Below are 22,141 nucleotides of genomic sequence, written 5' to 3'. Positions count from 1 at the left end.
TTAATCAGCAACGCCAAATTTTTGTTCCCTAATTACCAGAGACAACTTTTAAGCCCGGAGAGTTTAAAATTTCAGTATTATCTTTTCTCACTATTAAAGTGGAGGTAGAATTTCCATCTTCAGTTATAGGTTGTTCTAAAATGTAGACATAATCCCCATTTTTCCAACCTGTAACACATTTACCATCTCGACAGGAGACTTTACCACCTGTTAACTGGAGACATTTACCATTAGTATCACATCCTTGATAACTGACATCTCCCGTACCATTAACTCCATTCCAAGAATCAGTATTACTCAAAGTAATTGTCCATTTATCATTACTTAAAGTTTGTGATTTACCACTTTGGGAATTACTGCTTGGTGATTTTTCCTCTACACCTGCATTTACAACTTCCATTTTTGTAATAATGGATTCTTTGCGAGTTTTACCACAAGGTTCTGCACTTTGACAATCACTCACTGATTGGATTTCATAAACGGCATTAACTTTTTTATTTAACACCTTTTTTTCATCAGCACACATTTCAAAAGTCGCCCCAACATTGTGTTCAATTCCTTTTTTATCTACTAAAGTGACGTAACACATTAAATCACCATTGACTAATTTTGTAACCGTTCCCTCCTTGGGTTTTATACTTGTACCCGTTTTAGTATTTTTATCTAGATTATTACGAAAAAATTTTCTCTTATGTTCTTTATTATCTTTATTTCTTTGTGTTTCTGATGCTTGTTTATCTTCTTTTTCACTGACTGCTACTGGAGAAGTTTCCGTTGGACTTTCAGTAACACTATTACTCGAATTTTCTTGAACTGCAACCTTGGGTGTGTTACCACAACCTATCAAAGGTACATAGCTAAGAATGACAGCAATTGCGGGAATTAATTTTTTCATGGTGAAATTACAATAATCGAGAATATTCCCGTATTTTAACATAAACCTAAATTATACTTTTAATATTTATCAGGAATTTTCACATATAAAAATAGAAATCATGAATGATATTTGAGAAATTTTAATATCATGGTGAGTTACGCTGTAGCTAACATACCTTAGTCGTCTGTCAAGAACTAATTGACGGGTAAATAAATTTTTCTTCTTCCTTCTTTCTTCGCGCTCTTTGCGTCCTAATGCCTACGGCACGCTCCGCGAACGTGGTTCATTTCTTCTTTATCCGTCAAAATTTATTTGACAGACTACTAGTTATCAAAAATAAAATATTACTCCTATATCAGAATTTTTTTAGATACAACCTGAATTAATTGATAATCTTTAAAACTACCAATAACCCGATAATGTATTGGTAACTCAACAAAACTCGGTTGGTAAATCCAAGCATAACTCAAAATAGGTAACTGGGAAACTAAATCTACATTCTTCCCATATTGAGGTGTATAGAAGTAAATTAGCAGAGATTCTTTATCATTAAATCCTTTACCTTTAACAAAGTTAATCGGATGATTATGCAAAACTTTATTAATTGTTTCTTGTTTGTAAAATACTCTAAAATCTGGGTTGAAATCACCTAACAAACCTAAATTACCTGCTGTAGCTACAGATAACCAACAACTAATTAATAAGCTACCTAGCCAATAATGAGAAGTTAAAAACTTACGGTGATAATAAAACTTACCTATCCAGATTAACGGCACAATTAAGCTACCAAAACCAGAACATATCATCAGAATTGCATATTTGTGAATATTTACCTCACCCCAAACTAAAATACTTATTCCGGCTAAAACTAAAATTATGCCTAATATTCCCCAAGCACAACTGATATTTCTTGGTAAATAAATCATCTCATGAGATGAATATTGATCATCAAATCCTTTTTGGTAAATTTTTCCTAACCAATCTAAACCCACCGCAGATAAAAAAGCAATAAATGGATAAATGCAAAGACTATAATGAGATAAACGAGTGGAAAATATACTCAATTCAGTAAATAAGATAACGGGAAACCCGATTAATATTAATGGATATTTAGAAATTGAATACCGAATTACTAATGTTATTCCTAATAAACTAAAAAAGAACCAAGGAAAAGATTTTAAAGCTAGATTCCATACATAAAATAAAATGCCATTTCTATGTTGTTCATGACTACCTAGTTCTATAACAAATCCCAATAAAGCTGCAATACTATCGCTACCATAACGTAACCAGCTAAAATAAAGCCAAATTAAGGTAGGAATTAAACCGACCAAAAACCCTAAATACAACATGGGGTTAGTTAAATGACGATGACGACGATGATCTATGATTAAATAAGGTAATAATGCCATCATTGGCAGAAAAATCATTAAACTTCTTATCAAAAAACCTAAGCCAAAACTCACCCCGGTGATAAAACCATATAAATATCGTTCTTGAGGATTTATATCAGATTTTAATAAAAAGAAAATTCCTATAAATACTAATAATATAGTTGGTAAATCTGGTGTTGATAACCGACAATATTGTATCCACAAAAATTCTACGCTGAGAATAATAATTCCCCAAAATGCTAATTTTTGAGATAAAAGAATTTCTCCCACTTTATAAATAACAAATATGCTCAAAATTCCCGCAATCATTGTCGGTATTCTCGCGGTTGTATCACTAACGCCAAATATTTGATAAAAAATAGCAATTAACCAATAAAAACCAGGGGTCTTATGATGAGGATGACCCCAAGGTGATACCCAATCACCTGTTTCCAACATTTGTCTGGCTCTCAAAGCATAAAGTGTTTCATCATGAGCCATGAGACTGGTTTCCCCAGAAGTAAATAACAATAAAGGAAGTAGCCAAATTAATAACTTGCAATATGGGAATTGCCAAAATAGCCGAATTAATTGGATAATATTGATGATTCGTGGTGATTTAAAAAACATTTATGAATTGTAAAATATAGTATTTTTCATGTAAAATAAGTGAAGTTATCAAAACTAACTTACCAATTAGAATACTAGCCAAAATTTTTAGATCAGGTAAAAAAGACATTTATGCTACTGCAACCAAATCAACGGATTAAGTTAGATGAATCGGATGATCAGTTATTCTATAATTACCCTCGCTTTGTCACTCATGTAGATAATGGTTTTATTCAACAATTAACTGATTTATATTATCAGCGACTTCGAGCAAATATGCGTGTTCTTGATTTAATGAGTAGCTGGGTATCGCATCTACCTACAGAGATAGATTTTGCTCATGTACAAGGACATGGACTAAATGCTGAAGAACTAGCCCGAAATACTCAATTAAATCATTATTTTGTCCAAAATCTCAATACAAATCTCCAGTTACCTTTTCCAGATCAAGACTTTGATGCTGTTATTAACTGTGTTTCTGTGCAATATATCCAATACCCAGAGGCTATATTTTCGGAAATACACCGCATTCTTAAACCCGGTGGGATCGCAATTATTAGTTTTTCTAACCGGATGTTTTTTCAAAAGGCAATTCAAGCCTGGCGAGATGGTTCGGAAGCTTTTAGAGTAGAATTGGTCAAGGGCTATTTTACCTCAGTTCCTGGATTCACGACCCCGGAAGTGATTTGTTCGACCTCAACAGCACCAATTTTCTTGCAGTGGTTGGGAGTAGCAGGTGGAGATCCTTTTTATGCAGTGATAGCTCAACGTCTCGCGTAGTCTTGTACTACAAAAATATCCAAATATTTTGTGATGATCACTACCTCCAATCATTATTTAAAAGTAAATTTTCTAGTTTGTAAGTGACAAAATAGTTGATAATTGCCTCACAAGCTCAAGTATCAAGGAGAAGCCAAAAATGGTGATAAATCGTGGGCGGAGAGTTTTAGCTGCTGTACTGCTATCAATTGTACTACTGACTACAGCTTGCGCGACAAAAGCACCCAGTCGTTTTGATCAAGTACAACAGGAAAGTACGAAGCAAAGAAGTGGACAGGCAGTAGTTAAAAATGCAACTCAGGGTAGTAAATTAAATGAATTCTTCCCCAGTGGCGGAGATGGCTATGATCGAGTCTACACCCAAGAGAAAAAGGGCTTTTCTGAGGCAAACTTGAAAAAGGGTGGTAAGGTAGTTGCCCAACTCGCTATTTCTGATACTAGTAGCATACCAGGGGCAGCGGCTAAATTTGCTAATAGCACCGAAAAAATAGGTGGTTATCCCGCAGTAAAAGTTGGTAATACTCAAACTTCTGTGCTAGTGAATAAGTACCAAGTGAAGGTGATTTCTAAAAGTCCATCATTTACTGCGAGCGATCGCGCAGCTTGGATAGGAAAATTTAATCTTGATGGTTTAGCAACGTTGAAATAGTTTAATCGCTTCCCTAACTAACAACCGACGTTAATACAAAACATACATAAGGAGAATCTTGTGAGTAAACCAATTCAGCAGCTAGTTGACGAACTACCAACCAGTAACTTGACTGTTTCCATGTTGAACGCTTTAGATTTTGTTGCTCCTGGTGAATGGCAAAATACAGTTGGTTTTGTGAATACCATTAAAACTGTTACCGGGGAAACTGACGAAGACTTAATTCAACAAATTGGCGAAAGAGCAATTTATTTATTTAACGATAAATCCCAAGGATATCAAACCGCCCTCTGGCTTTATCAAACCGTTGACGGTGCAGATAAGGCTTTGGGTGCAGCAGCTTTGGCTAATAAAATTGGGGAAAACATTCCCATGCTCGGTTTTTTAAACTCTCTGACTCCCAAACCAGACAAAGCTCAAACCATTGACTTAACCCTGAAATTAGTAGCTGAAGTCGTCGCCTTTTGTCAAATTAACGGTATTCCTGGAGATAGTATCGGCGATTTTGTCGGCTCTTTAGGTGAGTATGGTGGTGAGTCACTTATCCGCATGGTGGCATTAGTTTGTGTTGATGGTTTAATACCCCTGGGACCAGATTTTATTAACAAAGCCTTATCTGGGATTAGTCGAATGAATCCCCAGGATTTAAACCAAAACCAGACTTTCCAAAGCATCAAAAATACTATTCCTGGCAATAGCGATTCTGGTAAACTCGACTTTATCGGTAACAGTTTTCAATCAGTTAGCGGTTGGATGAGTGGACTTGTGAACAGCCATAATCTAACTCCACAAAAAGTAATTAGTAATTTGCAATCTTTCACACAAATTGCTGATGACAAGCTAGATTATCTAGCAGCATTTATAGATGTGTCTACAAATTACTATGAACACACAGGAACTCAGACTTTAGCACGACGTTTAATTGAACGAGCCGTAGCTGAAATTTAGTCTGTAGGGGCGCAGGGTCTGCGCCCTCTATTTTATTGAATTCTAGCGATAACCACTATATTTTGAAGTACAAGAAGAAATAATTAACCGCAGATGGAAGAAGATGGACGCAGATAAACGCAGATAAATTTGGACTTCATCCTTTTAAATCTGAGTCTTTATGAGTATAAGTATGACAGCTTGTCTTTTGACACAATTTCTATTTATAGGGAAAATGGAAATTAGTGATTGTTATTACCGGGTGTGAGTCCAAAAATATGACTAAGAATTTTTTCCTACCAGTTTATTTACTAAGTTTACTGGTGACATTTCCTGCTGTAGCTGCTGATAATGAAAATAATCAAAATGCAGTCAATTTAGATATTCCTAATTTAAGTGAAATTGAATTAACCGCCACAAATGCTCAATTATTAACCCAACAACCAACAGTAACCGAAGTTAAGCCAGAACCCGCCCCAGAAACAGATTTAACTCCTACAGACGATGCAGATATTTCCATAGAAACCATTGGGGAAAAAGATGTTCTCCCTGAATCTACTCCCACTTATGTAATTGAAAAAGAGGAAATTCAAAAACAGGGTGCAACTAGTGTTGCTGATGTTTTAAAAAGAATGCCCGGTTTTGCTATTAATGATGTGGGACATGGCGCAGATATTCACACAGGTACATACTATCGAGGAGCTTCAATTAATCAATCTGTATTTTTGATTAATGGTAGACCAATTAATAGTAATATCAATACTTATCATGGTTCAACTGATTTAAATAGTATTCCGATAGAGTCTATTGAAAGAGTCGAATTATATAGCGGTACGGCTTCTTCTCTATACGGTTCTTCTGCTTTTGGCGGAGTTGTAAATATCATTACTAAAGAAGGTTATGGCAAGCCAAAATTAAATGCTAGTGCCGAATTTGGCTCATTAAACTTAAATAATCAACAGGTAACTTATAGTGGATCAACGAATAAAGTAAAATACAACTTTAGCTTTGAAAGGTTCTTTATAGATAATCGTTACCGCGTTCCTGTTGGTGCTGCAAATCGTGATGCTCAAGGATATTTTTCTAATGCAGACACAGCTACCAGCACTTATTTTGGTAGTGTCGGAATAGATTTAGATCCTAAAAACTCTTTGAATTTGGATGTTACTGCACTCAGTAGCCGTCGGGGGTTAACTTATTTTGGTTCTCGATATTCTGGCTTACAACTACAAAAAGACAGATTAGATCATGATGGTTTGAATCTTGGGTTATCTTGGAAAACTCGACTTGGTAAGGGAGATAATTCCAATTTAACAACTACATTTGGTTACAACCGAGATTATTTTAGCACCTATGGACCAACCGTTAATAATAGCGGTAGAGAATATTATAGAACTGGAATTTTAGATACACAACAATTCAAAGCTAGAATAGAACATGAATGGAAAATTACTCCGAATAATCAATTGCGCTGGGGATTAGATTTAAAAAATACCGATTTAATTGGCGATGTTTTGAGTACAGATCCAGCGAGAATTGCTAACAATGAAAAAGAAGATAGAAGTACATTTAATACGGCTTTATTTGCTGTTAATACTTGGCAACTTAGCGATGCTGTGCAAGCAGATTTAGGGGTAAGACAAAACTTTGATAGTCAATTTGGGAGTTATTTCAATCCTAGTGTGGGTTTACGTTATGCAGTTAATCCAGCTATTGCAGTGCGGGGAAGTTGGGCAGGGGCGCAGCGCAATCCAGGATTAGATCAATTATATGTTTTTGATACGGTGCATAATTGGAATCCTAACCCTGATTTAAAACCAGAAACAGGTTCTACTTGGACTGCGGGAGTAGATGTAATTTTGTCAAAAAATCTCTTAGGACAATTTACTTATTTTGGCAGTAGTTTAGATAATCGTTTGGGAGTTATTAATAATCAATGGCAAAATATTGGTTTAGTAGATACCAATGGTTTAGAAGCAGCATTGCAATTAAAAATTGCCAGTGCATGGTCAACTTTTATCAACTATACTTATACAGATGCTCAAATCAAAACTGGCACAGAACAGGGGTTGCAATTAGGCTTAATTCCCTATTCTTTGCTACAAACTGGAATTGGTTATCAAAAGGATGGATGGCAAGGTAATTTATATGCTACTTATAATAGTGGTTCTCGTCGTTCTGTTTTTAATAATGCCGCAGCAGGAGAAAAAAGTACAGATTTTGTCCCGTCTTTCTTTAATTTAGATTTGAGTGGACGGATTCCTGTAAATAAAAATTTGGGATTAACTTTTTACTTAGAAAATCTTCTGGGTGAACAATATGAACGAGTGAATCGGATATATAGTCCTGGTTTTACTTTCCGTGTGGGTCTAACTTCTAGTTTGTAGGCAACTTTCCCTCAATTTAGGTACAATCTATAAGCTGACATAACCTTGACTTAACCAAAATGACAAGCATCTCCACCCCTACCCTCAAAATCCCCGAACTCCTAGCACCTGCGGGTAACTGGGAATGCGCTCAAGCCGCAGTAGAAAATGGTGCGGATGCGATTTATTTTGGTTTAGAAAAGTTTAACGCGAGAATGCGGGCTGAGAATTTCACGGAAGCAGATTTACCCGAATTAATGGAATTTTTGCACCTGCGGGGAGTCAAAGGTTATATCACTCTGAATACCTTGATTTTTCCCCAGGAACTAACGGAAGCACAGCAATACCTCAAAACTATCATTTCTGCTGGTGTTGATGCTGTCATCGTTCAAGACGTGGGTATTTGTCGGTTGATTCGTCATCTTTCCCCTGACTTTCCGATTCATGCTTCGACCCAAATGACTATTACCAGTGCTGCGGGGGTAGAATTTGCTAAATCTTTGGGTTGTCAATTGGTAGTTTTGGCAAGAGAATGTTCGATTTCTGAAATTAATAAAATTCAACAACAAATATCTCAAAAAAATACTTCCTTACCTTTAGAGGTTTTTGTTCACGGTGCTTTGTGTGTCGCATATTCTGGACAATGTTTAACCAGTGAATCACTAGGAGGACGTTCTGCAAATCGGGGAGAATGCGCTCAAGCTTGTAGAATGCCTTATGATTTAATTGCAGATGGGGAAGTTGTGAATTTAGGCGATCGCAAATATTTATTAAGTCCTCAAGATTTAGCAGGTTTAGACGTTTTACCAGAGTTAGTAAAATCTGGAGTGACTTCTTTGAAAATTGAAGGACGGTTGAAAGCACCGGAATATGTTGCTAATGTAACTCGTGTTTATCGTCAAGCTTTAAATCAACTATTAGAAACAAATGTAGAGACGTTTTCTAGTCGAAAGAAAGACCAATATAAGTTAGAAATGGCATTTTCTCGCGGACTATATACAGGTTGGTTTGAGGGAATTAATAATCAAGAGTTAGTGCATGGGAGATTTGGTAAAAAACGGGGTGTTTATTTGGGAGAAGTTACCCGAATTAGAAATGCCGAAATAACAATAAAGTTAGAAGCACCTGTCAAACCGGGAGATGGGATTGTTTTTGATTGCGGACACCCAGAAAGGAAGGAAGAAGGGGGACGAATATATGCAGTTATTCCTAATGGTCAGGATGTCATCTTAACTTTTGGCAGAAATGATTTAAATTTCCATAATATCCATATAGGTGATAAAGTTTGGAAGACAAATGATCCAGAATTGGATAAACAAATCCGTCAAAGTTATACTGGAGAACATCCCCAATTTACCAGACCGATTAATATCGAAGTACATGGAGAGATTGGCGAAAAACTAATAGCTATATCCCGTGATCAATCTTGGAATATAGTGCAAGTAGAATCAGAAATATTAATAGCTGAGGCACATACAAAACCCCTCTCTACAGAAAGATTAAAAGAACAATTTGGCAGGTTAGGAAATACACCTTTCCATTTAGATACTTTTATAAATAATCTCAACGGTAATATTATGTTACCTGTGAGTGAGTTAAACCGAATGCGTCGGGAAATAGTTAGCAAATTAGAGGAATTAAGAAGTAGACCCAAACTTTGGGAATTAAATCATCACGGAAAATGGCAAGATTTAATTAGTTCTAAATCTACACCAATTCCTGCTTCCCCTTCCCTGATTGTTTTGGTGAGAAACATCGAACAATTAAAAGCAGTATTAACAACAGATATCAAAACTATATATTGTGAATTTGAAGATCCTCGCAATTATAAAGAAGCAGTAAAAATAGTGCGAGAATCAAAACAGGAAGAAATTAGTATTTTTGTCGCACCACCCCGGATAACCAAACCTGGAGAAACCTGGATTTTAAAACAAGTTCTTGCTTCCCAAGCTGATGGTTATTTAATTAGAAATTATGACCAATTAGAATATTTTGCGAATGAAAGATGTGTTGGTGACTTTTCCTTAAATATTGCTAACCCTTTAACCGCAGATTACTTTAAAAACGGCTTTAATTTAGAACGATTAACAGCATCTTACGACTTAAATATTAATCAACTCGAAGATCTAATTACCAATTACCCAGCACAAAATTTTGAAGTCACAATTCATCAACATATCCCTATGTTTCACATGGAACATTGTGTATTCTGCGCTTTTCTGTCTGAAGGAACAGATTACACCAATTGTGGTAGACCTTGCGATACACAAGCGGTTACAATCAGAGACAGAGTAGGTAGTGAACACATTCTTAAAGCAGACGCAGGATGTAGAAATACAGTATATAACGCAACGGCACAAACCGGAGCAGAATACGTACAACGGCTGATTTCATTGGGTTTACAGCACTTACGGATTGAATTTGTCAGCGAAACACCGGAACAAGTGGAAAAAACCATACATAGCTATCAGAAATTACTCCAAGGAGAAATCATCGGTTCGCAACTGTGGAGAGAATTGAAGCTACAAAACCAATTAGGTGTGACTCGTGGTGCATTGGGGATAATGTAGCTAAATGGCAATAAGTAGTATTACAATACTTATGCACCTTGATTACTACTTTTTATGTCCAGTTTAATGCCCCAGTGCCAGCAATTGCAAGCACAAGTTGAATCTATTCTCCAACTTCTACAGCAAGAAGCAGCTTTGCGTTCTCAAGATATTACATCTGTGCAAATTTCTTTGGATAAAGCAGTTTGTCCCAAGTTTGAAATTGTGTTTGCTGGTGCTTTTAGTGCGGGTAAATCCATGTTGATTAATGCCCTATTAGAGAGGGAATTATTATATAGTGCAGAAGGACACGCGACTGGTACAGAATGTAAAATTGAATATGCACCTGTAGATTCAGAAAGAGTTGTTTTAACCTTTTTGAGTGAAGCAGAAATTCAAGAACAAGCGGTATTTTTATGTCAGCAATTGGGATTTAATACCGTAGAGAATATCCATAAACAAGATGTAGTTGATTTATTGCATCAAGGTTGTACAGCAATTATTCAACAAGAAGGAGGAGAGAGTAAATCAGAACTGCGATCGCTTTGTCAGAGAAAGTCCCAGATTTTATAACGAAGGCACATTTTCTATCTATCAATTTCGACAAGTATTAGAACAAACTTCGCAAGGTTACGACGCAGAAAGTATAGTTGACGCTGAACCTGCAATTAGACCAATTAGACAATTATTAAAGTTAGATTTTGAACCGAAAGTTTCTTACAGTATTCGTCAATCTTTCCGTCAAACCATCAACCAAAGTATTAAAATTCAGTTGTTACCAATGGTGGAAAAACAAGCAGATGAGATATTACAACAATATACTTATGCGCGGGCTTATTTAGAGAAGAATTTGCAACAAGAATCTGAGGAAAAGATTGCTAATAATCAACGTTTGTTGAGTCAGGTTGAGGGGAAAATTGAGGAGTATAATACAGCAGTTGCGGGAATTAATGGCTGTTTACAAGCGATGCAGTTGTATGAACATTTACTGCCGATAATTGGGGAGGAAGAGGTATAATGTGTTGGGTGAATACGAGGTTTTTCTGTGTTCACCTAATAGGAGTTTTCTCACGCAAAGGCGCAAAGACGCAAAGGAAGAAAGAGATGAAAGATAATTTTGAAATTATAAGTTCTGAACAAAGTGATGTTGTGATTGATTTTGATGGTTATATTTTAAAAGCCAGTCAATTAGATTTAGCTTTGTCAAAAGTAATCTTAGATAAGGGTAGTTTAAAGCACTTAAATCATGAACTAGAATCTATAAATAGTCGTGTTTTACCATCCGTGAAAAAACCTGATGATTGGATAAATAATGGTGTTGATTGTCAGATTTTAAAACCTAGTAAAAATTGGCAAAAAGGAAAATTAAGAATGAAAGTTTCTCTAGAATTTTGTCCTGACGAACCAGAAATCAAAGAACCAGAATCACTCCTTCAGGAGATAGAACGTAAGCTAAATGAAGCTACATCATAAATTAATTAGTCTACGCAGGTGGACTTTGTTTGTGTAGATGCGATTTTAATTAATTGTCTGAATCAGGATGTCCAGGATTTAAGGATTTTCAGGATTATTAATTTATTAATTGTCCAAATCAGAGTTTTATCATGTAAAAACGCAAAGGAAGAAAGAGATGGAAGATAATTTTAAGTTGATAGAATGCAATGATGATGATGTGATTGAATGTAATGATTTAACTTACAAAGTTAATAAATTGAAACAAGCATTTGAATTTATAGGGAGTGATACAAACTTTTTAAGTTCTTTATGGGAAGCATTACGAAGACAAAAAATTCATTATTTACAAGACAGACATTATAATACTGAATGCTTCAAGGAAGGTATGGAGGTTAAAATGCTAAACTTAGGTTATAAATCTTGGAAGAAAGGAAAATTGAGATTTAAACTTAGCATTGAATTTTATGTTGAAGAAGAACACACAGAAATCAAAGAACCTGAATCACCTCTTGATGATTTACGACGTAAGATAAACGAAGCTACATCATAAATAAATTAGTCCACACAGATAGAATTTGTTTGTGTGGATGCGATTTTACTTAATTGTCAGAATCAGGATATCCAGGATTTAAGGATTGACAGGATTATTAATTGTCAGAATCAGGATTTTCTAAAAAGTTAATTTATTTTAAGATTAATAATTGATGATATATTTATTAGTATGATTAGTGAAGATAGTAAAGAATGAAAATTTTATTCTAAAAATACAAACACCAAACTACATCCTGTAAATCCTCAAATCCTGGAAATCCTGATTCAGACAAAATATTAAATAAATGCCTAAAAAAATTCGAGAACTAAAACAAATGCTTTATCAAGCAGGGTTTACAGAAATTCCTGGTAAAGGAAGTCACACAAACTGGATACACCCATTATATAATGGAAAAGTAACTGTTTCTGGTAAAGATAGTGCAGATGCTAAAAGGTATCAAGAAAAAGAGGTGCAACAAGCTATTAAGAAAATAGAAGGTGAAACAGATAATGATTAATCTTAAATATCAAATGATAATTCAATGGTCAGAAGAAGATAACTGTTTTTTAGTAGGGTTTCCTGACTTTCCTGGACAAATTTGGCGTACACATGGAGACACTTATCAAGAAGCAGTTAATAATGGAATTGAGGCTTTAGAATCATTAGTAATCGCTTATCAAGCAACAGGTGAAACTCTGCCACAACCAACATTTAATCAAGCTGCATAAATTCAAGAATTTATTGATTTTCTTGAGTAACGTTTTGCTGCATTTTTTTTCACGCAGAGGCGCAAAGAGGAGGAGAGATGAAAGAGAAGTTTCAAATTTTAAATGATAAACAAGGTGATATTGTTGTTTCATTTTACAACCTGGTAAAAATTGGCAAAAAGGAAAACTTAGAATCAAAGTTACTCTCCAGTTTTGTCCTGATGAACCAGAAATTGAAGAAATCAAAGAACCAGAATCACCCCTTGACGAGTAACTGTTCACACCCCCCCCTATCTTTAACGAGAGATCAAGGGTTTCGATAATTTTAGAGGGGGGGGAGTGAATAACTACCTTGACGACTTACGACGAATGATCAATGATGCTACATAACCTCATCTTCTTTCCTCTGTGACTCTGCGCCTTTGCGCGAAACCAAAACATGAACAAAACCCCACGCATTCCTATACCCCCAGAAGTCAGAACCTACGTTTTCCAAAGAGACAAATATCAATGTCAAAGCTGCGGTAAAATCTCCCAAGAAACTCAACTCAGTATTGATCATATTATCCCCTTATCTCGTGGGGGAAGAAACGATATTAGTAATTTACAAACTCTCTGCTTAATTTGTAATCAGCAAAAAACTAATAACATTGATAACCGTTTTCGACGACATTTTGAAACTTAGTGATATTTAGATCCCCGACTTCTCTAAGAAGTCGGGGATCTGATTCTTATTCTTTCACCGTTTTAAACCATTCACTTATCCCGTCAGCTAAAATATTAGCCATTTTCTTCTGTGCTTGGGGATTAACTATTTCCTCAAACTCATAAGGACTACTCATAAAACCTAACTCTAATAATACCGCCGGTGCAGCATGGGGACGAGTCAGGGCTAAATTATTCCAAAACACACCATAGGCAGGTTTACCAAGTTTTTTAACTACGTAATTTTGTAAAAATACTGCGAGGCTGTGTGATTGAGGATGATACCAAAAAGTACCAAAGCCTTTAGTTTTTTCCGCATCACCATTATCTGGTAAAGAGTTATGATGAACGGAAAGAGCGATCGCAGGTTCTTCTGTATTAATAATTACCTGACGTTCCCCCAAAGACACATCTCGATCATCATCCCGCGTCATCACCACCTTAGCGCCGCGCTTCACCAACTCATCTCGCAGCAATTGAGAAATTATCAAATTCACATCTTTTTCTAAATACCCAGTTGGACCACTAGCACCAGATTCTTTACCACCATGTCCCGGATCAAGTACAATTTTGATGCCAGATAAAGGTGAACGTTTGCTATTTTCAAGATGGGGTGGATGACGTAAAGTTAAAACCAAAGTTGTATTATCATACCTCAGCTTATAGCCCCACTGTTGGATGTTTTTGAGGTTAAAAGTATATTTGACCTGTGTGGGGCTTACCTGTTGCCAATCTAGGCGAGAAATCAGGCGATTATCATCTAGGCGAATTGTGTCTGTTTGGGCAGTGGTATTGTAAAGGGTAAGAGTGAAAGCATTATTTCCCTGTTCCACACTCACCGGCACAGCAGTTTCTAAAGGGAAACGAATCTCCGTCGCTTCAGCTAATTGCCGATAACCCACACTCCGAATCACCGTCTGTGGTGCAACCGCACCTGATATAATTTTAGTTTCCTTGCTATTAATCCAAGCCCCATAGTCTAAGCGCAACCATTCACCGTTCTTACCCGTAACACTCGCCATAGTTCCCTTTGGCAATGGTGTAAGTCGTGAATAATCGGTACTAGATCCCGTGCGAGTAACGCCTGATTCTGATGCAATTTCTGCAACTGGTAACTGTGTCGGGGACAGAATTTCGATTTTGCCTAAACCAGTTTGAGTTATTCTTTGATCATTAATTTGTAAATTAAATTGAGGTTTTCCTAAATCAGCAGCATTTGTGACTGTTGTACAACCTTGGTATTTGGTAAGACTAGAAAGATTAGGCTGATTTAACCCCGTCAAGACACTTGAATTTGGAGGTAATTGTGCCTGGGAAGGTTGGGGTAAAAGGGCAATATTTTGATTTACCAGATTCACCCAGACAGTAGCTTGAGGTGGTGCAACTGCACTAAAACAAATTAATTCTCCTGGTAATCTGGCAATATCAGCAGCAGGAATCAAGGAATCCTTAGCAAAGCCTAGACCTTGGGGTAACTCAGGTTGAGTAGACACCCTGATGATCTTAATCTCTCGTTCTTGATTTTGGTAACGGACTTTAAATATATTTTCCCCTAACTGCAAGGGAAAACTAGGGGAAAAATGCCCAGCCTTGCTACGGTTAATCAGCTTACCATTAATTAAAACCTGACCTTTGGGGGGGGCTGTACCGATAAAAAATATTTTTTCTGTGCTGGTTTGGTAGTTTGTCGGGGGAAAAACTACTAAAAGTGGTTCTTGTGCTAATGCAACTGAGGAGGTGACTAAGAAATTAAATAATACTAACCCTAAGAGTTTTTTCATGGACAAACACAGAAGATTTGAGGATAGAGACTGTGGCACAATAGCCAAGATGGAATCAAATATGAATGCAAAAGTGGCAATACATTGGTCTCAAATAAGAGAATTCAATCGGGTAAAATTCATCCTGCATACAAGCCTCCAACATTGTTTACACAAATTCTCCTGCGGGAACAAAATCTATTAAGAGTTGCTAGAAATTGAAAATACTATGACTAAGTTTATCTTTGTAACTGGGGGCGTTGTTTCCAGTATTGGTAAGGGCATTGTAGCAGCAAGTCTGGGACGTTTGCTTAAATCGCGGGATTATTCGGTTTCGATTCTTAAACTCGATCCCTATATTAACGTTGATCCAGGCACAATGAGTCCTTTTCAACATGGGGAAGTTTTTGTCACCCAAGACGGTGCAGAAACAGATTTGGATTTGGGACATTACGAGCGCTTTACTGATACTTCTATGTCTCGATTAAACAGTGTTACTACTGGCTTAATTTATCAGTCAGTTATTAACAAGGAACGCCGAGGCGACTACAATGGCGGCACTGTTCAGGTAATTCCTCACATTACCAATGAAATCAAAGACAGAATTCTCAGAGTTGCTAAAGAAACTAATCCTTCCGCAGTAATTACGGAAATTGGTGGGACTGTGGGTGATATTGAATCACTGCCTTTTTTAGAAGCAATTCGCCAATTGCGAAAGGAAGTAGGAAAGCGTAATGTGTTATATATGCACGTTACTTTGTTGCCTTGGATTGCTGCGGCGGGAGAGATGAAAACCAAGCCTACTCAACATTCTGTGAAAGAATTGAGATCCATTGGCATTCAACCAGATATTCTAGTATGTCGGAGCGATCGCCCCATTCCTGTAGGCTTGAAACAAAAGTTATCAGAGTTTTGTGATGTCCCTGTAGAATGTGTTATTACCAGTCCAGATGCCCGTAGTATCTATGAAGTCCCAGTAATTTTAGAACGGGAAGGATTAGCCGAACAAGTTCTCAACTTACTGCAAATGGAACAACGTCAACCCAATATGACACAATGGGAAACGATGGTAGACCGGATGTATAATCCTCAACACACCGTCGAAATCGCCATTGTTGGTAAATATGTGCGGTTAGGTGATGCCTACCTTTCTGTGGTTGAGTCTTTACGTCATGCGGCTATTGCAACTCATGGTGATTTGCGTCTGCGGTGGGTAAACTCGGAAGTTTTGGAAAATGAACCACCGGAAAACTATCTCTCAGGTGTTGATGGTATCATCGTTCCTGGCGGCTTTGGTAGTCGAGGGATAGACGGGAAAATTGCCGCGATTAAATACGCACGCGATCGCCAAATTCCCTTTTTAGGTTTATGCTTAGGAATGCAGTGTTCCGTGATTGAATGGGCGAGAAATGTCGAAGGCTTATCTAATGCCAATAGTGCCGAATTTGACCCATATACGGACAATCCAGTTATTAACCTGTTACCAGAACAACAGGATGTGGTAGATTTAGGCGGAACAATGCGCTTAGGGTTATATCCTTGTCGGGTACTTCCCAACACTCTAGCTTTCCAACTTTATCAAGAAGAAGTCATTTACGAACGCCACCGTCACCGTTACGAGTTCAACAATGTTTACCGCAGTCAATTATTAGATTCTGGTTACTTAGTGAGTGGCACATCTCCAGATGGTAGATTAGTGGAAATTGTCGAATATCCCAAACATCCCTTCTTTATCGCTTGTCAATTTCACCCTGAATTTCAATCTCGCCCTAATGCACCTCATCCTTTATTCAAAGGATTTATGACCGCTGCCATTTCTCAATCCCATTCTGCAACTGCTACACCTAAGCCTGTACAAGTGTGACAGGGAACAGGTTACAGGGAACAGGGAACAGGGAACAGGGAACAGGGAACAGGTTACAGGGAACAGGGAACAGGGAACAGGGAACAGGTTACAGGGAACAGGGAACAGGGAACAGGTTACAGGGAACAGGGAACAGGGAACAGGGAACAGGGAACAGAAAAATTCAGTTGTATAATTAACTCTGTCCCATTATTTAATAGACATCTCCGATAAATAATGTAGAGACGTTCCATGGAACGTCTCTACAAAGGTTTTAGGATACGCATATTTGTCTAATTGTTAATGCTAATTTAGCAGCGCCTACCATTCCCGCTGTATTTCCTAATTCTGCGGGGAGAATTTGCAAACCTGCGCGGGAAGTTGGTAAAACTCGTTTTTCGATTTCTGCTGTTAATGACGGTAAGAAAAACTCAAAACTTGCACTTACACCACCACCAATAATAATGGCTTGGGGTGTTAGCACATATAATAAACTCGTTAATCCAATTCCTAAGTCTTTACCATATTCTTGCCAAAAAGTCAAGGCTTCTGGATTTCCGGTTTGGGCAAGTGCGCCTAATTCTGCTGGTTCTTTGCCTGTGCGGCGACGGATAGCAGATATGGAAGTATGTTGTTCTAATGAACCTTGATTGCCACTATTACACATCGGTCCATCAGGATTTAAGGTAATTAAACCTAATTCTGCTGCTGCACCTTGATGTCCGACAAATAATTTACCATCAAGAATAATTGCCCCACCAACGCCAGTTCCCAAAGTTAGTAAAATCAAATTGGGGAAATTTCGGCCTGCACCTAACCAAGCTTCTCCTAAACCTGCACAGTTAGCATCATTAGCCAAAATTGTCGGTTTACCCGTTTTGGCTTCTAACCAATCTGCTAAGGGGACATCATGCCATCTTACGAGATTAATGGCAACTTTGGCAATGCGTCCCGTAGCATCAGCAGGACCCGGAGTACCCAAACCAATGGCGATACTTTCATTATTGGGGTCAATTTGGGCGATCGCATCTACAATAGCAGATAATACCGCCTCTGGTGTTGCCGGTTGGGGAGTATCCACAGATAAAGATTGTAAACAATTACCATCTGCTGTAAATCGTCCCAACTTAATCGCAGTCCCCCCTAAGTCAATTCCAATTACTTGTTTTGTCATTAGTCATTAGTCAGTTGTCAGTTGTTGGTTGTCAGCGGTCAGTTGTTATTTTTCCCAATTACCAATTACCCATTACCCTTTTTCATAACTTGCACATTTGCAATTGGGTATGAAGTTTTGTGTGCTTGTTGCCAATCTGTGATGGGTGCGCCTTTTAAAATACCAGATAAAGCTACAGAAATCATGAATCCACCTGTAGCAGCCGCAATTAAAGTAATATTATCGTTCACAAAACTCTCTCAGGTTGTCAGTTGTTAGTTGTTAGTTGTTAGTTGTTGGTTGTTGGTTGTTAGTTGTTAGTTGTTAGTTGTTAGTTGTTGGTTGTCATTAGTTATTTTTTGCCAATGACCAATGACCAATGACCAATGACCAATGACCAATGACTATTGCCTATTTTCTCTTCTCAGACGAGGATTGACAAATTCATTTAAGCCTTCACCAAGTAGTGATAACCCTACAACTAAAGTTGTCATTGCTAAACCAGGAAATAAGGTAGTCCACCAAATGCCTGTAGGTAGTGCTTCTAGAGCTTGTTTTAAATCATATCCCCATTCCGGTACTTCTTCGGGTAATCCTAAACCTAAAAATCCTAAACCGCCTAAGACTAATATGGCATCTGCGGCGTTGAGGGTAAAGAGGACGGGGACGCTTTGAATAACATTGAAAAATAGATACCGAGATAAGACAACCCAGGTAGAAGCCCCCATTGCTTGTGCAGCTTCGATGTACACTTCAGTTTTGACGCTAACGGTGTGGTTACGAACGACGCGATAATATTGGGGAATGTAGGCTATACTAATGGCGATCGCAGCATTTAAGATACCTCTTCCCACGACAAAAGCCAATGTTACCGACAGTAGTAATCCTGGCAATGTATAAATACTATCCATAAAGAACAGTAGAGCTTTATCTAATTTTCCTCCCAAATAACCGCTAACCATTCCCAACGGCACACCAATAATCATACTCAAAGATGTTGCTAAAGTCACAACTTGCAATGCCGCTTGCACACCAAACACACTGCGAGAAAAGACATCATAACCTAAACGACTTGTGCCAAACCAATGTTTAGCCGAAGGTGCTTCATGAATAGGGTTAGCAAGAAATTCCTTCGGGTTTTGCAACCACCCCCAACCTTGAAAAACAGGAGCAAAAAAGGCTAAAAAGATGAAAAATAGAGTCATACCCAACCCAATCTGCATTAATCGCTGGGAGAGGCTAGGATTTTTGGGAAATTTCCAGAAATTGGGTAATTGCTTTTTTGTGATTGTCATCTAAACACCGGCTTTAAAAATTTGATTAGCAGTTAAATTTAACTCTGGCCAACTTGGTGATATTATCAGGTCATTATCTCTAAACTGACTAACTTGATATTCTTCATCTATTAGGTGATAAATAGAAATAGTTGGTTGTTTGGGATTGCCAATAAATGCTCTACCACCTAAAGCAGCATAATCAACAATCCAATATTCAACAATCCCCATTTGTTCATAATCAGCCAGTTTTTTGTGGTAATCATCACGCCAATTTGTACTGACAATTTCCACTACAAGAGGAACAGACGCAGATTCACTAATAGTAGACTGTTTTTTCCACAAAGGTTCATTGACAAGATTAGACCGATTTAACAGTATTATGTCTGGTAAGTATGCTGATTTGCTGTTTGCTGATTTGATTAAAGCTGTTTTGGGGCTGAAATAAGGAAGTCTTAGCCGACTAAACTCTAATGTAATTTGTGTAGCTAAAAATCCAACAATTTCTTCATGATCTCCTACGGGTGGTGTCATTTCTACAATTACTCCATCATGTAATTCATAGCGGACTCCTGTATTTGGATACCACTCTGTAAACTCTTCAAAGCTGACTAATTTAGTTTGAGGTAAAGCTTGAATCATAATTTAAGTAGGTTAGCATTGAAAATCGTCGTTATGGCAAGGCAACAGGCAAGAGGCAAGAGTGAAGAGGGTTTGGGCGATTTTACTTTTCTTTACACAGATTGGTTTTATTGTGTTCACCTACTTACCCGCCTATAAAATTGTAGAGTGAGTTAGCTATGTTTAACCATAAGAGTACCGTGATATATGGCTTTTGACCTAATTTTTATACTCCATTCAAGTGGATCACACCATATCATATTTGCAGCCCATGATTATATCAAAAAAGTAACGTAACTGCATTATCTGGGCAAGGATAGCCCAACTGAGACAAAACTAATACAGGAAATGGGTTCTGTCTGCCCATTCCCAAACTAGAATAAGAATATATATCCGAATATTTTGATTAATTTGCTCTATGTCAGTTTTAGCAGCGATCGCAGTCTTGGCTATTTTGATCTTAGTACATGAGTTGGGACATTTCATAGCCGCCCGTTCTCAAGGCATTTATGCTAACCGCTTCTCCTTGGGTTTTGGTCCGATTCTTTTAAAGTACCAAGGATCAGAAACAGAATACACTATCCGTGCCTTCCCTTTGGGTGGCTTTGTCGGCTTTCCCGATGATGATCCAGATAGCGAAATTCCCCCCAATGACCCGAACTTGCTGCGTAACCGCCCAGTTTTAGACCGTGCTATAGTCATTAGTGCTGGTGTAATCGCCAATTTAATCTTTGCGTATTTAATGTTGGCTTTACAACTGGGAATCGTTGGTATACCCCAAGAATTTCAGTATCAACCAGGTGTACTTGTCAAACCTGTAAACGAACAATCCGTCGCTTATCAAGCAGGGATTCGGGAAGGAGACATTATTATAGCTGTGAATGGTCAAGAAATTCCACTAGGTAAAGATGCAACCACATTATTAACCAAGGAAATCCAAACCCACCCTAATCAAGAAATTGACCTGAAAATTCAACACGAAACCCAACAAACCAACCTGAAACTAACACCCAAACAAGGTGCTGATGGTAAAGGTGTGGTAGGAATTGAATTGGGTCCAAATGGTAAAGCAATTTATCGTCGTCCTCAAGATATTGTCGAGATTATCAAAGTTGCTGCTAATCGCTTCCAACAGTTAGTTGTAGGAACATTTCAAGGTTTTGGGCAGTTAATTACTAATTTTGGGCAAACGGTGGGACAAGTTTCTGGTCCCGTGAAAATCGTCCAAATTGGCGCACAATTAGCAGCTAGTGATAGTACCAATTTATTTTCTTTTGCGGCAATTATTAGTATTAACTTGGCAATTATTAATATTTTGCCTCTTCCCGCTTTAGATGGTGGACAATTAGCATTTTTACTCATTGAAGGATTATTTGGTAAGCCTTTACCTAACAAAATTCAAGAAGGTGTGATGCAAACTGGCTTAGTGTTACTTTTAGGATTAGGTATTTTCCTAATTGTCAAAGAAACAACCCAATTAACATCCCAGCTAGAATGGGTACAACAATTGTTTCAAAAATTGTAACTCCAGCTATTCTCAATAGGAATTGTAGGGGTAAGTAGGTAAACAAAATAAAAATGAGGGGTATTGCGTTTTGTAAAATGGCTGAAACCCAATCAGAATCTCGCATTGAGACAACTTTACATACCGTTATATACCTTTAAATTTTTCTGTTCACCTACTTAAAGCAAAAGCTGATATGTGTCAACTTAACGTAAAACCCATAGCCCACCTGGGAATGAATTCCCAGTCTAATAGCAAAAGTCATCTCAAGATGACTAAGAATTGTCTAAATCCTCAGTTTACTTTAGTAAACTTTGGCTATTAGACCTGAAATGAATTTCAGGGCGGGTGTGGCAGCAAACAGATAAGCCATTTCTAACTTAAGTAAAACCCATAGCCCGCCTGGGAATGAATTCCCAGTCTAATAGCAAAAGTCATCTCAAGATGACTAAGAATT

Annotated in this window: 20 protein-coding genes and 1 pseudogene; 14 read left to right on the top strand and 7 right to left on the bottom strand. The window is 37.5% G+C overall.

Annotation, left to right across the window (positions count from 1 at the left end):
• Window positions 1-28: 28 nt before the first annotated feature.
• Both AN486_RS09440 and AN486_RS09435 read right to left on the bottom strand, forming a co-directional pair.
• Complete coding sequence (locus AN486_RS09440; protein ID WP_290600327.1) at window positions 29-895, bottom strand: hypothetical protein; 867 nt, start codon at window positions 893-895, stop codon at window positions 29-31.
• Window positions 896-1,227: 332 nt separating this feature from the next.
• The gene (locus AN486_RS09435; RefSeq protein WP_053539393.1) at window positions 1,228-2,880 is read right to left on the bottom strand and encodes a glycosyltransferase family 39 protein; all 1,653 of its coding nucleotides are present in this window, start codon (window positions 2,878-2,880) and stop codon (window positions 1,228-1,230) included.
• A gap of 111 nt (window positions 2,881-2,991) precedes the next feature.
• Between AN486_RS09435 and AN486_RS09430 the strand changes: the two genes are divergently transcribed.
• The 12 genes and pseudogenes from AN486_RS09430 to AN486_RS09375 all read left to right on the top strand — a co-directional run bounded on the left by AN486_RS09430 (window position 2,992) and on the right by AN486_RS09375 (window position 13,509).
• Complete coding sequence (locus AN486_RS09430; RefSeq protein ID WP_053539394.1) at window positions 2,992-3,639, top strand: class I SAM-dependent methyltransferase; 648 nt, start codon at window positions 2,992-2,994, stop codon at window positions 3,637-3,639.
• 139 nt (window positions 3,640-3,778) lie between these two features.
• The gene (locus AN486_RS09425) at window positions 3,779-4,288 is read left to right on the top strand and encodes a hypothetical protein (RefSeq protein ID WP_053539395.1); all 510 of its coding nucleotides are present in this window, start codon (window positions 3,779-3,781) and stop codon (window positions 4,286-4,288) included.
• Between the two features lie 60 nt (window positions 4,289-4,348).
• Entirely contained in the window at window positions 4,349-5,236 is an 888-nt protein-coding gene (locus AN486_RS09420) for a hypothetical protein (protein ID WP_290600322.1), read from the top strand.
• Between the two features lie 257 nt (window positions 5,237-5,493).
• Window positions 5,494-7,602 carry a TonB-dependent receptor gene (locus AN486_RS09415; protein ID WP_290600320.1) on the top strand — a complete coding sequence of 703 codons (2,109 nt, stop codon included), beginning with the start codon at window positions 5,494-5,496 and terminating at the stop codon, window positions 7,600-7,602.
• Window positions 7,603-7,661: 59 nt separating this feature from the next.
• Window positions 7,662-10,151 (top strand): U32 family peptidase, encoded by a 2,490-nt coding sequence (locus tag AN486_RS09410; protein WP_053539398.1) that lies wholly within the window; start codon window positions 7,662-7,664, stop codon window positions 10,149-10,151.
• Window positions 10,152-10,205: 54 nt separating this feature from the next.
• A pseudogene (locus tag AN486_RS09405) lies at window positions 10,206-11,148 on the top strand (dynamin family protein).
• Between the two features lie 86 nt (window positions 11,149-11,234).
• On the top strand, window positions 11,235-11,603 hold the full coding sequence (locus tag AN486_RS09400; protein WP_053539401.1) for a KGK domain-containing protein: 369 nt from the start codon (window positions 11,235-11,237) through the stop codon (window positions 11,601-11,603).
• A gap of 157 nt (window positions 11,604-11,760) precedes the next feature.
• Window positions 11,761-12,135: a KGK domain-containing protein gene (locus AN486_RS09395; protein ID WP_053539402.1), complete on the top strand. Its 375-nt coding sequence runs from the start codon at window positions 11,761-11,763 to the stop codon at window positions 12,133-12,135.
• Between the two features lie 286 nt (window positions 12,136-12,421).
• On the top strand, window positions 12,422-12,634 hold the full coding sequence (locus AN486_RS09390) for a type II toxin-antitoxin system HicA family toxin (RefSeq protein WP_168636932.1): 213 nt from the start codon (window positions 12,422-12,424) through the stop codon (window positions 12,632-12,634).
• Entirely contained in the window at window positions 12,627-12,845 is a 219-nt protein-coding gene (locus AN486_RS09385; protein WP_053539403.1) for a type II toxin-antitoxin system HicB family antitoxin, read from the top strand. Before AN486_RS09390 ends, AN486_RS09385 begins: the two co-directional genes overlap by 8 nt.
• A 130-nt stretch (window positions 12,846-12,975) precedes the next feature.
• Window positions 12,976-13,098 (top strand): KGK domain-containing protein, encoded by a 123-nt coding sequence (locus tag AN486_RS09380; protein WP_081424369.1) that lies wholly within the window; start codon window positions 12,976-12,978, stop codon window positions 13,096-13,098.
• 165 nt (window positions 13,099-13,263) lie between these two features.
• Complete coding sequence (locus AN486_RS09375) at window positions 13,264-13,509, top strand: HNH endonuclease (RefSeq protein WP_053539405.1); 246 nt, start codon at window positions 13,264-13,266, stop codon at window positions 13,507-13,509.
• A gap of 46 nt (window positions 13,510-13,555) precedes the next feature.
• On the opposite strand, the gene AN486_RS09370 is transcribed toward AN486_RS09375, so the two are convergent.
• A complete protein-coding gene (locus AN486_RS09370; RefSeq protein WP_290600315.1) occupies window positions 13,556-15,310 on the bottom strand; it encodes an N-acetylmuramoyl-L-alanine amidase in 1,755 nt (584 codons plus the stop codon).
• Between the two features lie 208 nt (window positions 15,311-15,518).
• On the opposite strand from AN486_RS09370, the gene AN486_RS09365 reads away from it, so the two are divergent.
• Window positions 15,519-17,153, top strand: coding sequence for a CTP synthase (locus AN486_RS09365; RefSeq protein WP_168465166.1), 1,635 nt, complete (start codon window positions 15,519-15,521; stop codon window positions 17,151-17,153).
• A gap of 253 nt (window positions 17,154-17,406) precedes the next feature.
• Here AN486_RS09365 and AN486_RS09360 read toward each other — a convergent pair whose 3' ends face one another.
• From AN486_RS09360 to AN486_RS09345, 4 genes are all read right to left on the bottom strand, one after another.
• Entirely contained in the window at window positions 17,407-18,306 is a 900-nt protein-coding gene (locus AN486_RS09360; protein WP_290600312.1) for an ROK family protein, read from the bottom strand.
• 65 nt (window positions 18,307-18,371) lie between these two features.
• On the bottom strand, window positions 18,372-18,536 hold the full coding sequence (locus AN486_RS09355; RefSeq protein WP_168465168.1) for a hypothetical protein: 165 nt from the start codon (window positions 18,534-18,536) through the stop codon (window positions 18,372-18,374).
• Between the two features lie 153 nt (window positions 18,537-18,689).
• Window positions 18,690-19,580: an ABC transporter permease gene (locus AN486_RS09350; RefSeq protein WP_053539409.1), complete on the bottom strand. Its 891-nt coding sequence runs from the start codon at window positions 19,578-19,580 to the stop codon at window positions 18,690-18,692.
• A complete protein-coding gene (locus tag AN486_RS09345) occupies window positions 19,581-20,201 on the bottom strand; it encodes a Uma2 family endonuclease (RefSeq protein WP_168465170.1) in 621 nt (206 codons plus the stop codon). It lies immediately after the preceding gene.
• A gap of 397 nt (window positions 20,202-20,598) precedes the next feature.
• Here AN486_RS09345 and rseP point away from each other — a divergent pair, with 397 nt between their 5' ends.
• The gene (gene rseP / locus AN486_RS09340; protein WP_039200560.1) at window positions 20,599-21,705 is read left to right on the top strand and encodes an RIP metalloprotease RseP; all 1,107 of its coding nucleotides are present in this window, start codon (window positions 20,599-20,601) and stop codon (window positions 21,703-21,705) included.
• The last annotated feature ends 436 nt before the right edge of the window (window positions 21,706-22,141 follow it).

The sequence above is a fragment of the Anabaena sp. AL93 genome (assembly GCF_001672085.1).
Classification (GTDB): domain Bacteria; phylum Cyanobacteriota; class Cyanobacteriia; order Cyanobacteriales; family Nostocaceae; genus Dolichospermum; species Dolichospermum heterosporum.
This window is presented reverse-complemented; position numbering and strand designations above follow the sequence as displayed.